Source organism: Sinorhizobium sp. M4_45 (assembly GCF_002885915.1).
In the GTDB taxonomy this organism is placed as follows: Bacteria; Pseudomonadota; Alphaproteobacteria; order Rhizobiales; family Rhizobiaceae; genus Sinorhizobium; species Sinorhizobium meliloti_A.
Genome location: NZ_NWVE01000002.1, coordinates 553,119 through 571,233, shown reverse-complemented (window position 1 = coordinate 571,233; position 18,115 = coordinate 553,119). Strand labels below are relative to the sequence as shown.

Below are 18,115 nucleotides of genomic sequence, written 5' to 3'. Positions count from 1 at the left end.
CGCCCGCTTACGCTGCAGCGACGATCCCCTGGAAGATCCGGCGCACGGCCTTCGAGTAACGGCGAATGTCGGCTTCGAGATGCGTCAGATCCGGATAGTCTCCGGCACGGCAGACGAGATCCACGAGACCGGCCGGCGCTTCGTTCGGATCGAAGTCGCCATCGATGCAGAGGCGCACGAGCTGCGACAGCTCGGTGAAGAGTACGAGCGCTTCGGCGGCCGTATCGAGATCGTTCGCATTCATCATCCCGGTACCGAGCGCCTTCAGCGCCTCGAGCGTATGCGTGCCGGCAGGAGGGGACGTCACTCCCCTCGCCGGCGCGATCAGGGCGAGGTACTGGGCGATGAACTCGATGTCGACCAATCCGCCGGGAATGAGTTTGAAATCCCAGATGTCCTTCGGCGGCTTCTCCTTGTCGATCAGGCCGCGCATCTCCTCGACGTCCTTGCGGATCTTCGCGATGTCGCGCTTTTCAGTGAGTATCTCGGCAAAGATCGCCTCCGCTTCGCCGACGAGGCTCTCGTCGCCGCAGATGCAGCGCGCCCGCGTCAGCGCCAGATGCTCCCAGGTCCAGGCTTCCGTTCGCTGGTACTTGGCGAAGGCGGTTATGCGGGTGGCAACCGGCCCCTTGTTCCCGGAGGGTCGCAGCCTCATGTCCACGTCGTAGAGGATGCCCTCGGCGGTCGGGGCGGAAAGCGCGGCGATCAGCCGCTGCGTGACCCGCGTAAAATAACGCACCGGATCGAGCGGCTTGGCGCCGTCGGACTCGAGCACTTCGTCGTCGTAATCGTAGAGCAGGATGAGGTCGATATCGGAGCCGGCGGTCAATTCGTGACTGCCGAGCTTGCCCATTCCGACGATTGCGACCCGCCCGCCGGGGAAACGTCCATGCGCCGACCGGACCTCCTCCAGAACCGCATCGAGCGCGGCGGCAATGATCAGATCGGCAAGGTCGGTGAGAGCGCGCCCCGCCTGAAGGCCGGTGATCGCGCCTGTGAGCAGCCGGATACCGATCAGGAAGCGCTGCTCGGCGGCGATGATGCGCAGGCGGTCCAGCACCTCCTCATAGTGCCGGCCGGCGCCGACGAAGGTCGCGATGCGCGGCGCCAGATAATCCCTGGTGGGCAGTTCGGCAAGCAGCCCCGGCTCCAGCATGCCGTCGAAGACATGCGGTTTGGCGGCGATGATGTCCGCCAGGCGCGGTGCCGACGACATGATATTGACGATCAGCGACAGGAGGCCGGGATTGTTGCCGAGCAGCGAGAAGAGCTGGATCCCCGCGGGCAGACCGGAGAGGAAGTGGTCAAAACGCAGAAACGCTTCGTCGGCCCGCCTGCTTTCGCCGAAGACGCGCAGGAGCTCCGGCGTCAGTTCCGTCAGCCGCTCGCGCGCCTCGACCGATTGCGTTGCCCGATAGCGCCCGTAGTGCCAGGTGCGAATGATATTCGCTATGTCGGACGGCCGCTGGAAACCGATCTTCTTCAGCGTTTCGAGCGTATCCGGATCGTCCTGCTGACCGGTGAAGACCAGGTTTCCGGTTTCGGTGGATAGCTTCGCCTCCTGCTCGAAAAGCTGCGCATAGCGCCGCTCGACCGCGCGCAGCACGCGCGACAGCGCATCCGAAAAGGAAGCCGTATCCTCGAAGCCCAGCATATAGGCGATCCGCCTGAGCTCCGGCTCGGTTTCCGGAAGGAGGTGGGTTTGCTCGTCATGCACCATCTGGATGCGGTGCTCGACGTCGCGCAGGAACCAATAGGCATCGGTAAGCTCCTCGGCCGTCGCCGCGTCGATCCAGCCGCTCTCGGCGAGCATCCGCAGCATCGCTTCCGTTTCGCGCAGACGCAGCGCGGGCGTGCGGCCGCCGGCGATCAGCTGCTGGGTCTGAACGAAGAACTCGATCTCCCGGATGCCGCCGCGCCCAAGCTTGATGTTGTGTCCCTTCACGGCGATTTCTCCGTGCCCCTTATGGGCATGGATCTGCCGCTTGATCGAGTGAATGTCGGCAATTGCCGCATAGTCGAGGTACTTGCGGAAGACGAAGGGCGTCAGTTCCTTGAGGAAGCGTTCGCCCGCCTCCAGATCGCCCGCGATCGGCCGCGCCTTGATGAAGGCGGCGCGTTCCCAGTTCTGCCCCCTGCTCTCGTAATAGAGCATTGCCGCCTCGACCGGGATGGCAAGCGGCGTGGAGCCTGGGTCTGGCCTGAGCCGCAGATCCGTGCGGAAGACATAGCCGTCGCCAGTTCTCTCCTGCAGGATGCGAATCAGGCGCCGCAACAGCCGGGCGAAGGTTTCCGGAGCATCGTCGCGATTGGTGATGATGCCCGACTGCGGATCGTAGAAGACGACAAGATCGATATCGGAAGAATAGTTGAGCTCTCCGGAGCCGAGCTTACCCATTCCAAGCACGACGACGCCGGAAGCGGTGGACGGCGCGGAACTGTCCTTCAACACGAACTTGCCGCTTTCATGCGCACCGAGCAGCAGATGATCGATCGCCGCCGAAACGGCCGCCTCTGCAAAATCGCTGAGCCACCGTGTCGTCTCACGTCCACCGAAAAGCCGCGAAAGGTCCGCAAGCGCGACGGCGAAGGCGACCTCGCGCTTCGCCCGTCTCAATCGCGTCATGATCTCGGCATCCGGCAGCGCCGCCCCGGGCGCATCGCCCCGCCAGGACACCCTTGCGGCCTCGATCCTGCGCTTCAAAAACGCCGGCAGCGCCTCGGATAGCAATGCTTCGAGGATCGCCGGGTGGCTACGCGCCGTGTCCCGCAGGAATGGCGAAAGCGCGAAGGCGGCAACGAGAAAATCCTTGAGCGGCGCGTCCGAGGCAATGAGCTTGGCAATCTGCTCGCTGCCTTTCGCCGCATCCTTGAGTACGGAAAGGGCGGCTTTGGCGTCCGCCTGGCTCGCCGGGCGAATCGCCACCACATCGATATCGGACAAAGACCGCTCGATCGCTTCCGCCATGCACAATCCCCCTTCGGTTCCCGTCATGGGTTTATCAGGTCGCAACCGCCGGGAAAACCATGCGCACCGCCAGGCCCCGACCTTCCTCCTCCGTCGCCGACAGTTCCAGCGAGCCGCGGTGCATCTCCATGACGGCCTCGACGAGCGAGAGGCCGAGGCCTGTCCCCGGCTTCGACCGGCTTTCGTCCAGGCGAACGAAACGCTTGACGACCTCCCCGCGCATATTCTCCGGAACGCCGGGCCCGTGGTCGGCGACGGTCAACACGACGTGACGAGCGCTCCTCTTCAATTCAACCCGTATCAGCGGATTTTCGGCACCTTCCGCATATTTGATCGCATTGTCGATCAGGTTGCCCAGCGCCTGGCTGATCAGTTCGCGGTTGCCGGAGATCGCCGCCCCCGCCGCCGCCTCCGCTTCGATGCGCATTTCCTTGTCTTCCGCCAGCGGCTCGTAGAGTTCGACGCAATCCGCCACGATCTGCGCCAGGTCGACCTCGTTCATCTCGGCGACGGCGGAGCCGGCTTCGACGCGGGAAATCATCAGAAGCGCGTTGAAGGTACGAATCAGTTGATCGGACTCGGCGATGATCTGTTCGAGCGCACCGCTCTGGTTACCCCCTTCGGTATCGGCGAGCGCCGCCTCTGCCTTGTTGCGCAAGCGCGTCAGCGGTGTCTTGAGATCGTGCGCTATGTTGTCCGAGACCTGCTTCAGTCCTTCGTTCAGCTTTTCGATGCGCTCGAGCATCGCGTTCAGCGATTCCGAAAGACGGTCGAACTCGTCGCCGGAACCGCTCGTCGGCAAGCGTTGCGAGAGGTCACCGGCCATGATCTTGGTGCTCGCCTCCGACATGCGGTCGATCCGGCGCAGGGCATTGCGGCCGATGCCGAACCAGATCACCAGCGCACCGAGCCCCATGATGCCGAGCGCGACCATCAGCGCCTGACGGACGAGCGCACGGAATTTTTCGGGTTCCTGCAAGTCGCGGCCGACGAGGACTCTCAACCCGTTGTCGAGCATCAGGACCTGGGCAAGGGCGACATGCCTGTCGGCGCGGCTCTCGTCGGTGAAGCGCCGATAACGGAACGGCTCGGATTTCCATCCTTCGTCATCGAGCAGCCCCGGCTCCAGCGCGGCCACGTTTCCGGCGAGAATCTCTCCGTTCGGACCCGCAATGACGTAGAGATTGGCTCCGGGCTGACGTGCCCGGCGCTCGAGCGAGCGAAGCAGCCCGTTGATGCCGGCCCGGTCGTATACGCCGGCGATCTGCGCCACTTCGGCGGCGATCGCTTCCCGCGTCTGCTGCTGAAGGAGGCGCTCCGACATGCCGGTCACGTAGAAGACGAGGAAGGCCGCACACAGGGAGAAGAGGACCAGATAGAGCGCAGAAAGCCGGACTGCGGTCGTCCTGAACAGCACGCTTACCCTGCTCATGTGTCCGTGGTCCGGTCGTCCTTGATCATGTATCCGGCGCCCCGGATCGTCCGCAGCAGGGGAGGATCGAAATCCTTCTCGATCTTCGAGCGCAGGCGCGAGACGTGCACGTCGATCACATTGGTCTGGGGGTCGAAGTGGTAGTCCCACACGTTTTCGAGCAGCATGGTTCTCGTCACCACCTGCCCGGCATTTTTCATGAGGTATTCGAGCAGCCGGAATTCGCGCGGCTGCAAGGATATCTCCTTGCCCTGCCGCCGGACCGAATGGGACAGGCGGTCGAGTTCGAGATCGCCGACGCGATAGACCATGTCCTGCTCGGGTGCGCCCTTTCGGCGGCCGAGCACCTCGACACGCGCGAGGAGCTCGCTGAAGGCGTAGGGCTTCGGCAGGTAATCGTCGCCGCCGGCACGCAGACCGGTGACGCGGTCGTCCACCTGCCCAAGTGCGGAGAGAATGAGCACGGGCGTGTGGATGTCCTTGCGCCTCAGTTCGGTGATCAGCGAAAGACCGTCGCGGCGGGGGAGCATGCGGTCCACGACGAGAACGTCATAGGCATTCTCGCTCGCCATGAACAAACCGGCCTCGCCGTCGCTCGCGTGATCGCAGACGATGCCTGCCTCACGGAATGCCTTGGCCAGATAGGCGGCGGCCTCCAGATCGTCTTCAACAATCAGAATCTTCATACGGGTGACCATAGTCCCGGACCTCCGTTCGTCTCAACCGGTTTCAGCCCGCTGCGGCTGACGGGATTTGAAACACCAAGCGCCGCGACATGTTTTCGATGTCGCGGCGCCTTCCAAGTCGGAGCGGGGTTCGGAAAGTCCGCGCCCCTTCCTGCGGCGTCTCAGCCCTGAGCGATGGGGAGTGCGACGAAGCGGCTGCCTTCCTGAGCCTCGATCTGGAACAGAGCCTTGGTCCGCCCATCCTTCTTGGCGTTGTTGATGACCTTGAGAACGTCGTCCGCCGATTTCACGTCCTGATTGTTGACGGAGACGATCTTCTCGCCTTCCTTCAGGCCGCGATCGCTAGCGGCGGAGTCCGGATCGACGGACGTGATCGTGACGCCACTGTCGTCGTCCGACGGGGTTACCGTCAGGCCGAGGTCTGCCAGCGCCTCCTCGCCTGCCTGACCTTCATCGGGCTGCGCTTCGCTGGTCGCCGGCGTTTCCTTGGAATCGCTCGGCAGCGTGCCGATCTCGAGCTTGACCGTCTCCGACTTGCCGCTACGCCACAGCGTGACCTCGGCGGTGGAGCCGGGGCGCAATGCCGCAACCCGACGGGCAAGATCGCGCGGATCCTTGACCGGTTCGCCATTCAGGGCCGTCACGATGTCACCGTTCTTGATGCCCGCCTTTTCACCCGGCGAGCCTGCCTGAGGTTCGACGACGAGGGCGCCCTTCGCTTCGGACAGGCCGAGCGACTCGGCGATGTCCTTCGTCACCGGCTGTATCTGGACACCCAGCCAGCCGCGCGAAACCGTGCCGTCCTTCATCAAGGAGTCGACGACGTCTTTCGCGACCGTTGCGGGAATCGCGAAGGCGATGCCGACATTGCCGCCGGAGGGCGAGAAGATGGCCGTATTGATGCCGACCACTTCGCCTGCGAGGTTGAAGGTCGGGCCGCCGGAGTTGCCGCGGTTCACCGCTGCGTCGACCTGCAGATAGTCGTCATAGGGACCGGAACCGATATCGCGTCCCCGGGCGGAGATGATGCCCGCGGTCACCGTGCCGCCGAGGCCGAAGGGGTTGCCGACGGCGACCACCCAGTCGCCGACGCGGACCTTTTCGTCGTCGGCGAACTTGACATAGGTGAACTTGCGCTTGTCGTCGACCTTGAGCACGGCGAGATCGGTCCGGCTGTCCTTGCCGACGAGCTTGGCATCGAGCTCGGTACCGTCGTTCAATATGACGGTGAAGGCCGAGCCGTCGGAGACGACATGATTATTGGTGACGAGGTAACCGTCCTCGGTGATGAAGAAGCCGGAGCCTTGCGCCCGCGGACGGAGACGACCCTCGCCGCGGGGGCCGCGACGGTCGCGCCAGCGATCCGCGCGGTCGCCGTCACCGGGGCCGAATTCGCGGAAGAAGCGCCGCAGCGGATGGTCTTCGGGCAGATCCTCGAAGCCGCGGCCGCCGAAATCGAAGGTGAAGTTGCTGCCATCGTCGCTGACGCGCTCACGTGCCTGCACGCGGACGGAGACGACCGCCGGAGAAACGGCGTCGACGACGTTCGCGAAGCTTGGAACAGCCGGAGCGGGCACGCTGACGGCTTCGGCGAAGGACTTGGTGACTTCTGCCGGGAGGCCGGTGGTCAGCAGCACGGCCGCGACACCCGCAACCGTCGTTGTCTTCAGCACTGTCTTCAAGGAGGGCCGGGAAGTTTTGATCGTGGACATTCGCTTTGCCTTCTCTCTTTCAGGAAGCCCGCCTGCGGGGGCAGGCGGCTTCGAAACCTTTCTCCGGCCGGACCAAGGGCCTGACTGCCGGAGATCCGCTCGTCTGGCTGTCCCTTGGGGAAACAGCCTATGTCGAAAGATGTAACGGGTTGGACCTTACTGAGTTCTGTCCGGCAGATGAATTTTTGGTAATGTTCCGATCGGCCCGGCAAGCTGCCGGAGTCCCTGCGCCGGATCGTGCGCCGCAACGCCGGGGAATCCCGCTCGAGATCAGGGCCGCAGGAGCTTGTCCAGCGCTTCCTTTTCCTCGGCGGACAGGGGTGCGCCGGGAATCCGCGCGGCGCGGCGCCGCGCCGCCAGGACGAGGGTGACGATGCCGGCCACGAGAAGGATGGCGGGCATGCCCCACAGCACGAGCGTCTTGGCCTCGAAGCGGGGATTCAAAAGAACGAATTCGCCATAGCGCGAGACGACGTAGGAGATCACGGCTTCGTCGGAATCGCCGTTCTTCAGCCGCTCGCGCACGAGCAGCCGCAGGTCCTTGGCGAGTTCGGCATTGGAGTCGTCGATCGACTGGTTCTGGCAGACCATGCAGCGAAGCTGGGCGGAAATCGCACGGGCACGCGCCTCTAGCGCCGGATCTGCGAGCAACTCGTCAGGATTGACGGCAAGGCTCGGGACGACCGAGGCAAGGAGAAGGAAGAGCGCGAGCAGCAACCGCCTGATCATTCGGCAGCTCCCATCGCCAGCGCCTTTCTGGCACGCGCCGGAGCGCCCACGCGAAGGCGCCGATCGCTGAGCGAGACGATGCCGCCAGCCATCATCACGAGCGCGCCGCCCCAGATGCAGAGAATCAGCGGTTTCCACCAGATGCGGACAACGATGCCGCCGTCCGCCATGTCGTCGCCCAGCGAAACATAGAGCTGACTGAGCCCGAAGGTCCGGATTCCGGCTTCCGTCGTCGGCATGCGGCGCGCGGAATAGAGCCGTTTCGACGACCAGATATCGCTGACCGCGACGCCGCCCCGGCTGATCGTGAAATGGCCGGCATCCTCGGTATAGTTCGGCCCGCGCCCTTCACGCATGCCGTCGAAGCGCAGGCTGTAGCGTCCGACGTCGACCACCGCGCCGGGCTTCATCTCGACGACCGTTTCCGTTTCGAAAGCCGTGACCGTGACTATCCCGATCAGGGTGATACCGAGCCCGATATGGGCGAGCGCCGTGCCGAAAGCCGAACGCGGCAGTCCCGAAAGCCGTCTCCAGGCGACGCCCGCCGCCACTTTGCCGAGACCGGAGCGCAGAACCAGATCGGTAAGCGCTCCCAGAATCAGGTAGACGCCGAGGCCGAGGCCGAAGGGAGCCAGGACCGGGCCGCCGTGCAGCGCGTAATAGCAGATCGCAGCGGCGAGCAGGCCCAGGGCGGCAGCCGCAAACAGACGTTGCGCCGCACCGGCAAGGTCGCCGCGCTTCCAGGCAAGCAGCGGACCGAAGGGAACGACGGCGATGAGCGGCAGCATCAGCAGACCGAACGTCATGTTGAAGAACGGCGCGCCGACCGAAATCTTGTCGCCGGTCAGCGCTTCGAGTACCAGCGGATACAGCGTGCCGGTCAGCACCGTCGCCGTGGCCGTCGTCAGGATCAGGTTGTTCACGACGAGCGCACCCTCGCGCGAAACCGGCGCGAATATTCCCCCGGCCTTGAGATGGGAGGCACGGAAGGCAAAGAGCGAAAACGCACCGCCGATGAACACGACCAGAATGGCGAGAATGAAGACGCCGCGGGTCGGGTCGGTGGCGAAGGCATGGACGGATGTCAGCACGCCGGAGCGCACCAGGAACGTGCCGAGCAGCGACAGCGAAAAGGTCATGATCGCCAGCAGCACGGTCCAGATCTTCAACGCCTCTCGCTTCTCCATGACCAGGGCCGAGTGCAGAAGTGCCGTTCCGGCAAGCCAAGGCATGAAAGAGGCGTTTTCGACCGGGTCCCAGAACCACCAGCCGCCCCAGCCCAACTCGTAATAGGCCCAATAGGAGCCCATGGCGATGCCGGCGGTAAGAAAGGTCCAGGCGGCGAGTGTCCACGGCCGCACCCATCGCGCCCAGGCCGCGTCGATCCGCCCCTCTATGAGGGCGGCGACCGCGAAGGAGAAGCATACGGAAAAGCCGACATAGCCGAGATAAAGCAAGGGCGGGTGGATCGCGAGCCCGATATCCTGCAGCACGGGGTTGAGGTCCCTGCCCTCGCCCGGTGCCGGCACGAGCCGCGCGAAGGGATTGGAGGTCAGCAGGACGAAGAGCGTGAAGGCCGTCGCGATCCAGGCCTGCACCGCAAGCACGTTCGCCTTCAACGTCTCCGGCAGGTTGCGGCCGAAGAGCGCCACCATCGCGGAAAAGAAAACGAGAATCAGCAGCCAGAGAAGCATCGAGCCTTCATGGTTTCCCCAGACCCCGGTGATCTTGTAGATCAGCGGTTTGAGGGAATGCGAGTTCTCCCAGACGTTCTTGACCGAGAAATCCGAAGTCACATAGGCGAATGTCAGCACCGCGAAGGAGAATGCCACCAGCAAGAAGCAGACGAGCGCCGCGTTTGCTGCCAGGCCCATCAAGGAAGGGTCGCCGCGCCGCACTCCCAGGACCGGCAAGACGCCCTGGATGATCGCGGTCGCGAGCGCCAGGACCAGTGCATAGTGCCCGAGTTCGATGATCATCGGATGTTTTCCTCCCCGCCGAGCGTGACGCCCTGCGCTTTGAGGCGGTCGGCGACATCCTTCGGCATGTATGTCTCATCATGCTTTGCGAGGACGGTGTCGGCAACGAAAACCGGGCTGCCGCCGACGAAGGCTCCCTCGGCCACCACGCCCTGGCCCTCGCGGAAGAGGTCGGGCAGGATGCCCGTATAGGTCACCGGAACGGTCGCAAGCGTGTCCGTCACCGTGAATGTGATGGTCCTTCCCTCGCCGCGCTTTACGGAGCCCGCCTCGACAAGCCCGCCGAGGCGGATGCGCGTCCCCGGCGCGACGCCGGCCTTCTCAAGGTCGCCCGGAACGTAGAAATAGGCGACCGCCTGGCTGAAGGCGAACATGACGAGCAGCACCGCGGCCGTCAGAAATGCCACGCCGCCGCCGATTATCGCCAACCTTTTCTGCTTGCGTGTCATTCAGCCTCTCCGCCCGCGTCGATCCCCAGTTCCCGGGCCAAGGCCAGCAACTGCTTTCCCTGCTCGCCCGTTTCCGGGAAGGCTCTCAGCCCGTCATGCAACGCATCTTTCGCCCTGTCCCTTTGGTCGAGCACCACATAGGAACGGATCAGGCGCATCCACCCCTCCAGGTTGGCCGGATCCTCCTTCAGGCGGCTTGCCAGGCTGTCGACCATGCCGCGGATCATCGCCTGCCGGTCGCCGGCATTCATTTCCTCTGCGGCGGCAATATCGCCGGGAGCCGGATTTCCGGGCGCGGCAGGGCCTGGACCGGCCGGGGCGGCGGCGAGCTCCGCGATATGCTGGTTCACCAGAGACAGCCAGGGCGCATCGGCCGGTGAGCGCTCCGCGAGCTTGCGGAAGGCTGCGAGCGCATCGGTGTGCTTGCCCTCCTGCTTCAGGCCGAGTGCGAGGTAGAATGCGGAGCGCGGATCGTCGGGGTCGAGCGCCAGCGCCTTTTGCAGCGCGTTCTGCGCCTCGGATGTGACCAGGCCGCCGGCCTGCGCCACAAGAGCCTCGGCGTAGCCGCCCATTCTCGCCGGGGTTGGCCCGAGCAGGCGGATCGCGCGGTCGTAGGCGGCGACGGCGTCGTCCACGCGGCCATGGCGCATGTAGATCGGCGCCAGCAGATCCCAGCCGGCCCCGTCCTGCGGATTGAGGGCCAGGTGGTTTTCGGCCTTCGCGATCAGGATGTTGACGTCGTCGCCGGGGTCGGCAAGGCGAGCCGCGAGCGGCTGTGCCGGCACACCGGGGCTGCCGGTCGTCAAATAGAGACAAAGGCCGACGGCCGGAAGACAGAGGAAAATGAAAGCCTGCGCCAGGCGGTTGGATAGAAGCCGCTTCGGCGTGCGCTCCGCCACAGCCTGATCCGCGGCACTGGCGGCCAGCATGCGGCGGGCGATCTCGGCCCTGGCCAGCTCGGCCTCATCGCTTCCGATCAGACCGGCCTCCCGGTCCCGCGCCAACTCGCCGAGCTGATCGCGATAGACTTCGATGTCGTGACTATGGCGAGACGGCAGCGGTTCTACCGCCCGCATGAGCGGCAGAAGAAGCACGGCTGCGACAGCCGCCGTCAGAATGGCGACGAGGATCCAGAACAACATGCTTGGGGAATACTATGAGGGCCATGTCATTCCAACTCGAAAACCGGCAATGACGTATATTTGAGGCGTTTCGCCGCAAGAATGCGGCCGCGCAAGAAGAATCCGCTCGCCCAAAGCAGCCCCCGCGATTCAACACCTTCCACGGTTCGCGATATTCGAGGGCGGTGCCGCTCAGGTGAGCGGCGTCCAGCTTCCATCGCTGTTGCGACAGGCGGCGCCGCGTGCCGTGGTCTGTTGGCTCTTGATGGTCACCGTATGGCTGTACTGACGGCAATTCTGCGACCCGACCTGATAGGGTGCGGCAGCGACGACCGAGCCGCTGACACCCCGCCCTTGCCAGGCGACGGGCTGCCCGCCCGGCGCGGCTTCGAGGGCGCGATACTCGGCCTCGAGTGCCCGCTGCCGATCCGACGTGCCGAGCTCGACGCCGCCGAGACGCGAAACGACGCCACCCTGCAGGGCTTCGATATAGGTGGCGGACGATGCAACGCGGGTGGACGCTGCTCCGAGTCCGGCAACCGCCCCACCCTGACCGGACGAGGTCGTGCCACAGCCGGCGAGGGCTACACCCGAAGCCACCACCGCGATCCTACCGCGTGACGCGAAAGCTCGCGTCATTTCTGCGTAATTCCTCATGATACGCGCTACTCATTCCTCTTGTCGGTCGCCAGTCGCGCCTCGGGAATATCCATCGAAACGGCTGACTCCGGTCGGGTTCTTTTTGCACCACCTGCGGGTGGAGGCAACCGCCTGCCGTCAGCGCCGGCATTTTCAGGTCCGGGTGTGACCGCCGGATCACGATCGTCCCGCATCAGCCGTATCCGACCGGCGCTCAGACCGCGGCCGGCAGTACGAGGGTAGCCCGCAACCCTCCAACATCGCGACGGCTGAGCTCCACACTTCCCTGATATTCACCCACGATCTCGCTTACGATCGAAAGACCGAGCCCGGTTCCGGGCTTGCTCTCGTCGAGCCGCTTGCCGCGTTTCATCGCCACCGCGATCTGATCGGGGTCGAGCCCCGGTCCATCGTCGTCGATCTGGAGCACGATCCACTGGCGGCCCGGCTCCCTTTCGCGCGCATCTTCGGGAGCCGGCTCAACATTCAGCGAAATCCTATCCTGCGCGTAACGGGCGGCGTTTTCCAGCAAGTTGCCGACCGTTTCCTCGACGTCCTGCTGTTCCATCGCCAGCACCAGTCCGGGCGGGTTGATGGAGAGGCTGAATTGCTTGTCGGGGTTGAGCCGCCGCATCACCCGCATGATTCTTTCCAGTGCCGGCTGGGCTTCGGTCCGCGCCAGAACCGACCCGCGCTGGGCGGCAATCCTGGCGCGGCTGAGATAGGATTGCACCTGTGTCTGCATGGCGTCCGCCTGGGCCCTGACCAGCTCGCCGTGCGGCACCTCCAGCACTCTCGCCTCGTTGAGCAGCACGGCGATCGGCGTCTTGAGCGAGTGGGCCAGATTGCCGACCTGCATGCGCGCGCGTTCGACGATACGCCGATTGCTGTCGATCAGCGCATTCACCTCGTTGGCAAGGGGTTGGATCTCCCGCGGGAAGGCGCCATCCAGCCGTTCGCTTTCGCCCGTGCGGATCTTTTCGAGCGAGCGGCGTACCTGGTCGAGCGGCTTCAGGCCGAACAGGATCGTGAGCGCGTTAACGCCAAGGCCGCCAAGACCGAAAATGGACAGGGCGATCGTGAGGTTGCGCGTGAAGCGGTCTATGTCGGCCTCGAGGACATCGCGATTGCCCGCGACGCGGAAGCGGGCGGCGTGGCCCTGAATGTCGAGAACGACCTCGGTTTCGGCCACCTCCACCGCGTTTCCGAACGGATCCGTGGTGGTGTAGAACCGCTCGTAGCGGATATCGAAGGGGACCTCGTCGACGCTGACGATCGGCAGTTTCGCCGTGCCGAGCGAGGTCGATATCAGCGGCGGCGTGTCGAATTCGCCGATCGGCTCGACGATCCAATACCAGCCCGTCTGCGGCTGGGAAAAGCGCAGGTCGCCAAGCTGCGGGCTCCCGGAGAGCGCGGCCTTCTCGTCGACAGAGATGGAGTTGATGACGTTGTAGAGCTGCGCCCGCAGCAGGTCCTGAAAGCCGCGCTCGGAGCCCTGCCGATAAAGTGCGGAGATGACCACCCCGATCACCACGAGGGCAACGACGGCCCAGACGGTCGAAACCGCCAGAACGCGCGCCGTGAGCGATCTAATGGCCATTGCCGGGTGCTTGCATGCGATATCCGAGGCCGCGCACCGTTTCGATCAGATCATTGCCGATCTTCTTGCGGAGCCGGCCGATGAAAACCTCGATCGTGTTGGAATCGCGATCGAAGTCCTGATCATACATGTGTTCGACCAGCTCGGTGCGGGAAACCACCTGTCCCATATGGTGCATGAGGTAGGAAAGCAGACGGAACTCGTGCGATGTGAGCTTCAGCGCCACGCCTGCGACGGTCGCCTTGGAGCCCTTGGTGTCGAGACGGACGGGGCCGCAGACGATCTCGGAGCTTGCGTGCCCGGCGGCCCGCCGGATCAACGCACGGATGCGGGCCAGCACCTCCTCTACGTGGAAAGGCTTCGCCACATAATCGTCCGCGCCGGCATCGATGCCGGCGACCTTGTCGCTCCATCGATCGCGGGCGGTCAGGATCAGCACCGGCATGGTCTTGCCGTCTGCGCGCCACTTCTCGAGAACGGTAATGCCGTCCATCTCCGGAAGGCCTATATCGAGAATTACCGCATCATAGGGCTCCGCATCGCCCAAATAGTGGCCCTCTTCGCCGTCATAAGCCTGGTCGACGACATAACCGGCCTCCTTGAGAGCGTCGGCCAGCTGCCTGTTCAGATTGGTATCGTCCTCGACGATCAGAATGCGCATTCTCGTCCACTTCCCTTGCCTTCGGGTACCCCGAAAAAGCTTACATAGGCACTTTCACCGTGACTTTCTTGGGGCGCCCCCCGTTTCCCGGGATGAGCACCGTCACCACGCACTGCCCATCGCCGGTTGGCTGGGCAGAAAGCAGCTCGCCACCCGTCTGGGCAACCACCTGCGCGGCGGCCGCGCTGCAATCGCCAGCCACGCGGACGACAACCGCAGGCATGTTGACGGCAGGCGGAGAAAAGCCTGCGAGGCCTGCGGCGAGCGCGGCTATGGTCAATGCTGAAGACATGAACGCACTTTCGACTTGGGAAGCACTATGCCGGAATCATTAACCGATACAGGCTGAATGGCAAATGAATGTCGGCCTTGAGGATCCGCGGACCCGCGTCCGGCGGTTGTCTGACCTCTGTCACGGGGATCGACCACAGATTGCAGAGGTTGGCGAACAAATCTTTCGGATAGCTCGGCGCGGGTATCAATGAGACTGCTGCCACCTTTCTGTGGATCGGCTGAGAAATTAATCGATTTAAATTTTTTTCAATCGTTTAAATGCTTTAAACCGCTGATTTACAAAGTCTTTATCCTGTGGAATCGTCCGCCCAGTCCAACAGTCTCGCCCAAAGGAGGACCGGATGAAGACACTCGCGAACAAGCCGCCGGTATCACCGCAATCCAGAATCCCGCAGTCGCTGCTCGAGCGGTTCGAGAACGAGTGGCGCGAAATGCGCACGGTCGGCGAGGCTGCAGAGAAGACCGTTCCCCCTGCAGAGTGAATTGCCCCGGCGGCCCGGCGCCGCCGGTTTTTTGCCAATCGGCAATTCCGTGCTACTCTCCTTCCATGCTGTCCGAAGAAATCGAAAAGCTGGCCCTGAGCCTTCCGGGAACCCAGGAAAATGCCCATTTCGGTGCACGGGATTTCCGTGTGGGCAACCGGATTTTCATGACCCTGCCGGAAGCCGGTCGCGCCGTATTCAAGTTCACGCCGGACCAGCAGCGAATGCTTCTGGAAATGGAGCCCGGCGTCTGCGCCGCCGTTCCCGGCGGCTGGGGCGCACGCGGCTGGACATCATTCTATTTCGTCGGTGCCGACGACGAACTCGTTCGCCAGTCCATGGAAACCGCATGGCGCAACGTCGCGCCGAGAAGCCTCGTCAGCAAAAACGGCCGTCACTGACGGCGACAGTACGCATAGTCGCTGCAGCACTCTGAGGCGTGCCCTAATCGGCCGGCTCCCTGCCCACCTCCAGCGGCCAGGTCACGAGATAATCTTCATAATCTTCGATGTCGATGCCGTCCTCCGCGACGGTGCGTCCGCGCACGGATATGCCGGCCGCATGCACCGTCTCCGGATCGCCGGAGACGAGCGGGTGCCACCAGTAGAGATCTCTGCCTTCGGCGACCAGACGGTAGCCGCAGGTCGGCGGCAGCCAGCTGATTTCGCGCACCGCTTTCGGCGTCAACTGAATGCAGTCCGGGACGGTTGCCTGGCGATTGTCGTAGTCCTTGCAGCGACAGCTTTCGCCGTCCAGCAGGGTGCAGCGGATCGAAGTCCAGGCGATCTCGGAACTGTCCCAATCCTCGAGCTTGTTGAGACAACAGAGCCCGCAACCATCGCAGAGACTCTCCCACTCCGCGCCGGTCATCTCCTCGAGACCTTTCGTCTTCCAGAAAGGCATTTCGCCCATAAAGTCACACTTTCGTAAAATTCGAGCCAACATGGAAACTTCGCAGAAAATTGCCGGTTTTTTAAGGCGGGTTGCGCGATATGCAAGTAGATTGGATTGCCGCCCCGTGCAAATATCGTCATGAGGCAGAACCTTCGGGACATGAAAGCCGTGCAGGAACCGAGGAAAGAGGACAACCGGCCGAAAAGGCGACACATCTTTCTTCGGATCGATTCCTGGATCGATTCGACCGTATGGAGTGCAGGATTCCGGCTCGGCGAGTGGTGGGAGGACACCACCATCTTTTTCCGCCGTTTTCGCGTGCGCGGCTGGAAAAGAGCGTTCTTCGAAGTGCTCGGCGAGGGAATGACCCTCGGCGCGGCGGGCTCGGTGCTGATGCTGGCGCTCGCCCTTCCCGCTTTCGAGGAAACCAAGGGCAACTGGCGGGCGCAAAGCGATTTCGCGGTCACCTTTCTTGACCGCTACGGCAACGAGATCGGCCACCGGGGTATCATCCACGAGGATTCCGTCCCGATCGACGAACTGCCCGATCACCTCATAAAGGCGGTCCTCGCCACGGAAGACAGGCGCTTCTTCGACCATTGGGGCATAGATTTTCTCGGGCTCGCACGCGCCATGACCGAGAACGCTCGCGCCGGCGGGGTCGTTCAAGGCGGCTCGACACTGACGCAGCAACTGGCCAAGAACCTTTTCCTCTCGAACGAGAGGACGATCGAGCGCAAGATCAAGGAAGCCTTTCTTGCCGTCTGGCTCGAATCCAACCTGTCGAAAAAGGAAATCCTCCGCCTCTATCTCGACCGCGCCTATATGGGCGGCGGCACCTTCGGTGCGGCAGCGGCGGCGCAGTTCTATTTCGGCAAGGCGATTACCGACGTCAATCTTGCCGAGTCGGCGATGCTCGCCGGTCTCTTCAAGGCGCCGGCGCGCTATGCCCCCCATGTGAACCTGCCGGCGGCTCGTGCCCGCGCCAACGAGGTCCTGAGCAATCTCGTACAAGGCGGGCTGATGACGGAAGGCCAGGTGATCGCCGCCCGCCTGACCCCAGCCTCGGTGGTCGATCGTGCCCAGGTCAAGGCACCGGATTTCTTCCTCGACTGGGCCTTCGAAGAGGTCCAGCGCATTGCCGCTCCCTTCGCGCAGCATTCGCTGATCGTGCGCACGACGATCGACATGGGGCTGCAGCAAGCAGCCGAGGAAGCGGTCGAATCGGGCCTCAGGCAATATGGCGAGAGCTACAAGGTCAAGCAGGGCGCTCTCGTCATGGTCGAGCATGGCGGCGCGGTGCGGGCGATGGTGGGCGGCCGCGACTACGGCGAAAGCCAATTCAACCGCGCCACGCGCGCGCTGCGCCAGCCGGGGTCGTCCTTCAAGGTCTATACCTACGCTGCCGCGATGGAAAAGGGCATGACACCGGAAACCATCGTGGTGGACGCGCCAATCACCTGGCGCGGCTGGTCGCCGCAGAACTACGGCCGCAAATATGCCGGCCGGGTAACGATGATGAACGCGCTCGCGAGATCGATCAACACTATTCCGGTCCGCCTCGCCAAGGACAAGCTCGGTACCGAAATCATTGCCGAGACCGCCAAGAGAATGGGCGTCGAGACCCCGGTTCGCACCGACAAGACCATGCCGCTCGGCACCTCCGAAGTGACCGTGCTCGATCAGGCGACGGCCTATGCGGTCTTTCCGGCGGGCGGGTTCCAGTCGCAACGCCACGGCATCAGCCAGATTCTCAACTATGACGGCGACATTCTCTACGACTTCGGGCGCGACGCGCCGCCGCCGCGCAGGGTTCTGAGCGAACAGGCGGTCTCGTCGATGAACCGCATCCTGACGCAGATCCCGGTCATCGGCACGGCGCGGCGCGCAGCGCTCGACAACGGGATCGTCACCGGCGGCAAGACCGGAACGACACAGGCTTATCGCGACGCATGGTTCGTCGGCTTCACCGGCGACTACACCACGGCCGTCTGGTTCGGCAATGACGACTATACCTCCACCGATGAAATGACCGGCGGCTCTCTCCCGGCGATGACCTTCAAGCGGCTGATGGACTATGCCGAACAGGGGATCGAGCACCGCGCGATTCCGGGCATCGAAATCGCTCCCGCCAAACCGGCGAAGGAGCGGGTCGCCGAAACTGCGAAGCCGGACGAGAACGCCCTGCCGCCGCTCGTGCGGCCGCGGTCGCTATCCGCGGACGTAACCCGGCTCTTGAAAAAGATCGGCGACACATTCGAGAAAGCCCAACCGCTCAAGGCGCGCGAAAGGCCCGGCGGCAAGGTGGCCGTGCTCGAGCCGACGGATCGCGGCGTGAACATACGGACCATGCCCGGCACGACAAACAATTGACTTTGCAGTCAGAAATCCGTTCTCTGGCGAACAGGCCGAGCGGCGCCCCTACGAGCGCCGACAGGGTAAACGACGCAACATTCGATAGAGCCGCCA

16 protein-coding genes are annotated in these 18,115 nt (G+C 63.7%); 3 read left to right on the top strand and 13 right to left on the bottom strand.

Going from position 1 to position 18,115, the window contains the following annotated elements:
* Positions 1-7: 7 nt before the first annotated feature.
* The 12 genes from CN933_RS08410 to feuN form a co-directional block, all read right to left on the bottom strand.
* Positions 8-2,968: a bifunctional [glutamine synthetase] adenylyltransferase/[glutamine synthetase]-adenylyl-L-tyrosine phosphorylase gene (locus CN933_RS08410; RefSeq protein ID WP_102761402.1), complete on the bottom strand. Its 2,961-nt coding sequence runs from the start codon at positions 2,966-2,968 to the stop codon at positions 8-10.
* Positions 2,969-3,002: 34 nt separating this feature from the next.
* Complete coding sequence (locus CN933_RS08405; RefSeq protein WP_018094562.1) at positions 3,003-4,400, bottom strand: sensor histidine kinase; 1,398 nt, start codon at positions 4,398-4,400, stop codon at positions 3,003-3,005.
* Positions 4,397-5,098: a response regulator transcription factor gene (locus tag CN933_RS08400; RefSeq protein ID WP_018094561.1), complete on the bottom strand. Its 702-nt coding sequence runs from the start codon at positions 5,096-5,098 to the stop codon at positions 4,397-4,399. Before CN933_RS08400 ends, CN933_RS08405 begins: the two co-directional genes overlap by 4 nt.
* A gap of 149 nt (positions 5,099-5,247) precedes the next feature.
* A complete protein-coding gene (locus CN933_RS08395; RefSeq protein WP_018094560.1) occupies positions 5,248-6,798 on the bottom strand; it encodes a Do family serine endopeptidase in 1,551 nt (516 codons plus the stop codon).
* Between the two features lie 270 nt (positions 6,799-7,068).
* Positions 7,069-7,524 (bottom strand): cytochrome c-type biogenesis protein, encoded by a 456-nt coding sequence (locus CN933_RS08390; protein ID WP_102761421.1) that lies wholly within the window; start codon positions 7,522-7,524, stop codon positions 7,069-7,071.
* A complete protein-coding gene (locus tag CN933_RS08385; RefSeq protein ID WP_018094558.1) occupies positions 7,524-9,506 on the bottom strand; it encodes a heme lyase CcmF/NrfE family subunit in 1,983 nt (660 codons plus the stop codon). The genes CN933_RS08390 and CN933_RS08385 overlap by 1 nt, the downstream gene beginning before the upstream one ends.
* Complete coding sequence (gene ccmE / locus CN933_RS08380; RefSeq protein ID WP_018094557.1) at positions 9,503-9,955, bottom strand: cytochrome c maturation protein CcmE; 453 nt, start codon at positions 9,953-9,955, stop codon at positions 9,503-9,505. Before ccmE ends, CN933_RS08385 begins: the two co-directional genes overlap by 4 nt.
* The gene (gene ccmI / locus CN933_RS08375; protein ID WP_102761401.1) at positions 9,952-11,097 is read right to left on the bottom strand and encodes a c-type cytochrome biogenesis protein CcmI; all 1,146 of its coding nucleotides are present in this window, start codon (positions 11,095-11,097) and stop codon (positions 9,952-9,954) included. Before ccmI ends, ccmE begins: the two co-directional genes overlap by 4 nt.
* A gap of 171 nt (positions 11,098-11,268) precedes the next feature.
* Positions 11,269-11,715 (bottom strand): RT0821/Lpp0805 family surface protein, encoded by a 447-nt coding sequence (locus CN933_RS08370; protein WP_026168564.1) that lies wholly within the window; start codon positions 11,713-11,715, stop codon positions 11,269-11,271.
* A gap of 214 nt (positions 11,716-11,929) precedes the next feature.
* Complete coding sequence (feuQ, locus tag CN933_RS08365; protein ID WP_018094554.1) at positions 11,930-13,315, bottom strand: two-component system sensor histidine kinase FeuQ; 1,386 nt, start codon at positions 13,313-13,315, stop codon at positions 11,930-11,932.
* Positions 13,305-13,976, bottom strand: a complete 672-nt coding sequence (gene feuP / locus CN933_RS08360) for a two-component system response regulator FeuP (protein ID WP_003527364.1) — start codon at positions 13,974-13,976, stop codon at positions 13,305-13,307. The genes feuQ and feuP overlap by 11 nt, the downstream gene beginning before the upstream one ends.
* Positions 13,977-14,016: 40 nt before the next feature.
* Positions 14,017-14,268 carry a two-component system FeuPQ modulator FeuN gene (gene feuN, locus CN933_RS08355; protein WP_003527365.1) on the bottom strand — a complete coding sequence of 84 codons (252 nt, stop codon included), beginning with the start codon at positions 14,266-14,268 and terminating at the stop codon, positions 14,017-14,019.
* Positions 14,269-14,611: 343 nt separating this feature from the next.
* Between feuN and CN933_RS31470 the strand changes: the two genes are divergently transcribed.
* Both CN933_RS31470 and CN933_RS08350 read left to right on the top strand, forming a co-directional pair.
* Complete coding sequence (locus CN933_RS31470; RefSeq protein ID WP_018094553.1) at positions 14,612-14,752, top strand: hypothetical protein; 141 nt, start codon at positions 14,612-14,614, stop codon at positions 14,750-14,752.
* Between the two features lie 65 nt (positions 14,753-14,817).
* Positions 14,818-15,153, top strand: coding sequence for an MmcQ/YjbR family DNA-binding protein (locus tag CN933_RS08350; protein ID WP_018094552.1), 336 nt, complete (start codon positions 14,818-14,820; stop codon positions 15,151-15,153).
* A 43-nt stretch (positions 15,154-15,196) separates the two neighbouring features.
* Here the strand turns inward: CN933_RS08350 and CN933_RS08345 are convergent, their stop codons facing one another.
* A complete protein-coding gene (locus tag CN933_RS08345) occupies positions 15,197-15,664 on the bottom strand; it encodes a YcgN family cysteine cluster protein (protein ID WP_003527370.1) in 468 nt (155 codons plus the stop codon).
* A gap of 120 nt (positions 15,665-15,784) precedes the next feature.
* On the opposite strand from CN933_RS08345, the gene CN933_RS08340 reads away from it, so the two are divergent.
* Positions 15,785-18,019: a transglycosylase domain-containing protein gene (locus tag CN933_RS08340; RefSeq protein ID WP_018094551.1), complete on the top strand. Its 2,235-nt coding sequence runs from the start codon at positions 15,785-15,787 to the stop codon at positions 18,017-18,019.
* The last annotated feature ends 96 nt before the right edge of the window (positions 18,020-18,115 follow it).

What these genes read in the sequence shown, in the direction of transcription:
- CN933_RS08410 (WP_102761402.1), bottom strand. Translation starts at nt 2,968, where the DNA reads ATGGCGGAAGCGATCGAGCGGTCTTTGTCCGATATCGATGTGGTGGCG.
- CN933_RS08405 (WP_018094562.1), bottom strand. Translation starts at nt 4,400, where the DNA reads ATGAGCAGGGTAAGCGTGCTGTTCAGGACGACCGCAGTCCGGCTTTCT.
- CN933_RS08400 (WP_018094561.1), bottom strand. Translation starts at nt 5,098, where the DNA reads ATGGTCACCCGTATGAAGATTCTGATTGTTGAAGACGATCTGGAGGCC.
- CN933_RS08395 (WP_018094560.1), bottom strand. Translation starts at nt 6,798, where the DNA reads ATGTCCACGATCAAAACTTCCCGGCCCTCCTTGAAGACAGTGCTGAAG.
- CN933_RS08385 (WP_018094558.1), bottom strand. Translation starts at nt 9,506, where the DNA reads ATGATCATCGAACTCGGGCACTATGCACTGGTCCTGGCGCTCGCGACC.
- ccmE (WP_018094557.1), bottom strand. Translation starts at nt 9,955, where the DNA reads ATGACACGCAAGCAGAAAAGGTTGGCGATAATCGGCGGCGGCGTGGCA.
- ccmI (WP_102761401.1), bottom strand. Translation starts at nt 11,097, where the DNA reads ATGTTGTTCTGGATCCTCGTCGCCATTCTGACGGCGGCTGTCGCAGCC.
- CN933_RS08370 (WP_026168564.1), bottom strand. Translation starts at nt 11,715, where the DNA reads ATGACGCGAGCTTTCGCGTCACGCGGTAGGATCGCGGTGGTGGCTTCG.
- feuQ (WP_018094554.1), bottom strand. Translation starts at nt 13,315, where the DNA reads ATGGCCATTAGATCGCTCACGGCGCGCGTTCTGGCGGTTTCGACCGTC.
- feuP (WP_003527364.1), bottom strand. Translation starts at nt 13,976, where the DNA reads ATGCGCATTCTGATCGTCGAGGACGATACCAATCTGAACAGGCAGCTG.
- feuN (WP_003527365.1), bottom strand. Translation starts at nt 14,268, where the DNA reads ATGTCTTCAGCATTGACCATAGCCGCGCTCGCCGCAGGCCTCGCAGGC.
- CN933_RS31470 (WP_018094553.1), top strand. Translation starts at nt 14,612, where the DNA reads ATGAAGACACTCGCGAACAAGCCGCCGGTATCACCGCAATCCAGAATC.
- CN933_RS08350 (WP_018094552.1), top strand. Translation starts at nt 14,818, where the DNA reads ATGCTGTCCGAAGAAATCGAAAAGCTGGCCCTGAGCCTTCCGGGAACC.
- CN933_RS08345 (WP_003527370.1), bottom strand. Translation starts at nt 15,664, where the DNA reads ATGGGCGAAATGCCTTTCTGGAAGACGAAAGGTCTCGAGGAGATGACC.
- CN933_RS08340 (WP_018094551.1), top strand. Translation starts at nt 15,785, where the DNA reads ATGAGGCAGAACCTTCGGGACATGAAAGCCGTGCAGGAACCGAGGAAA.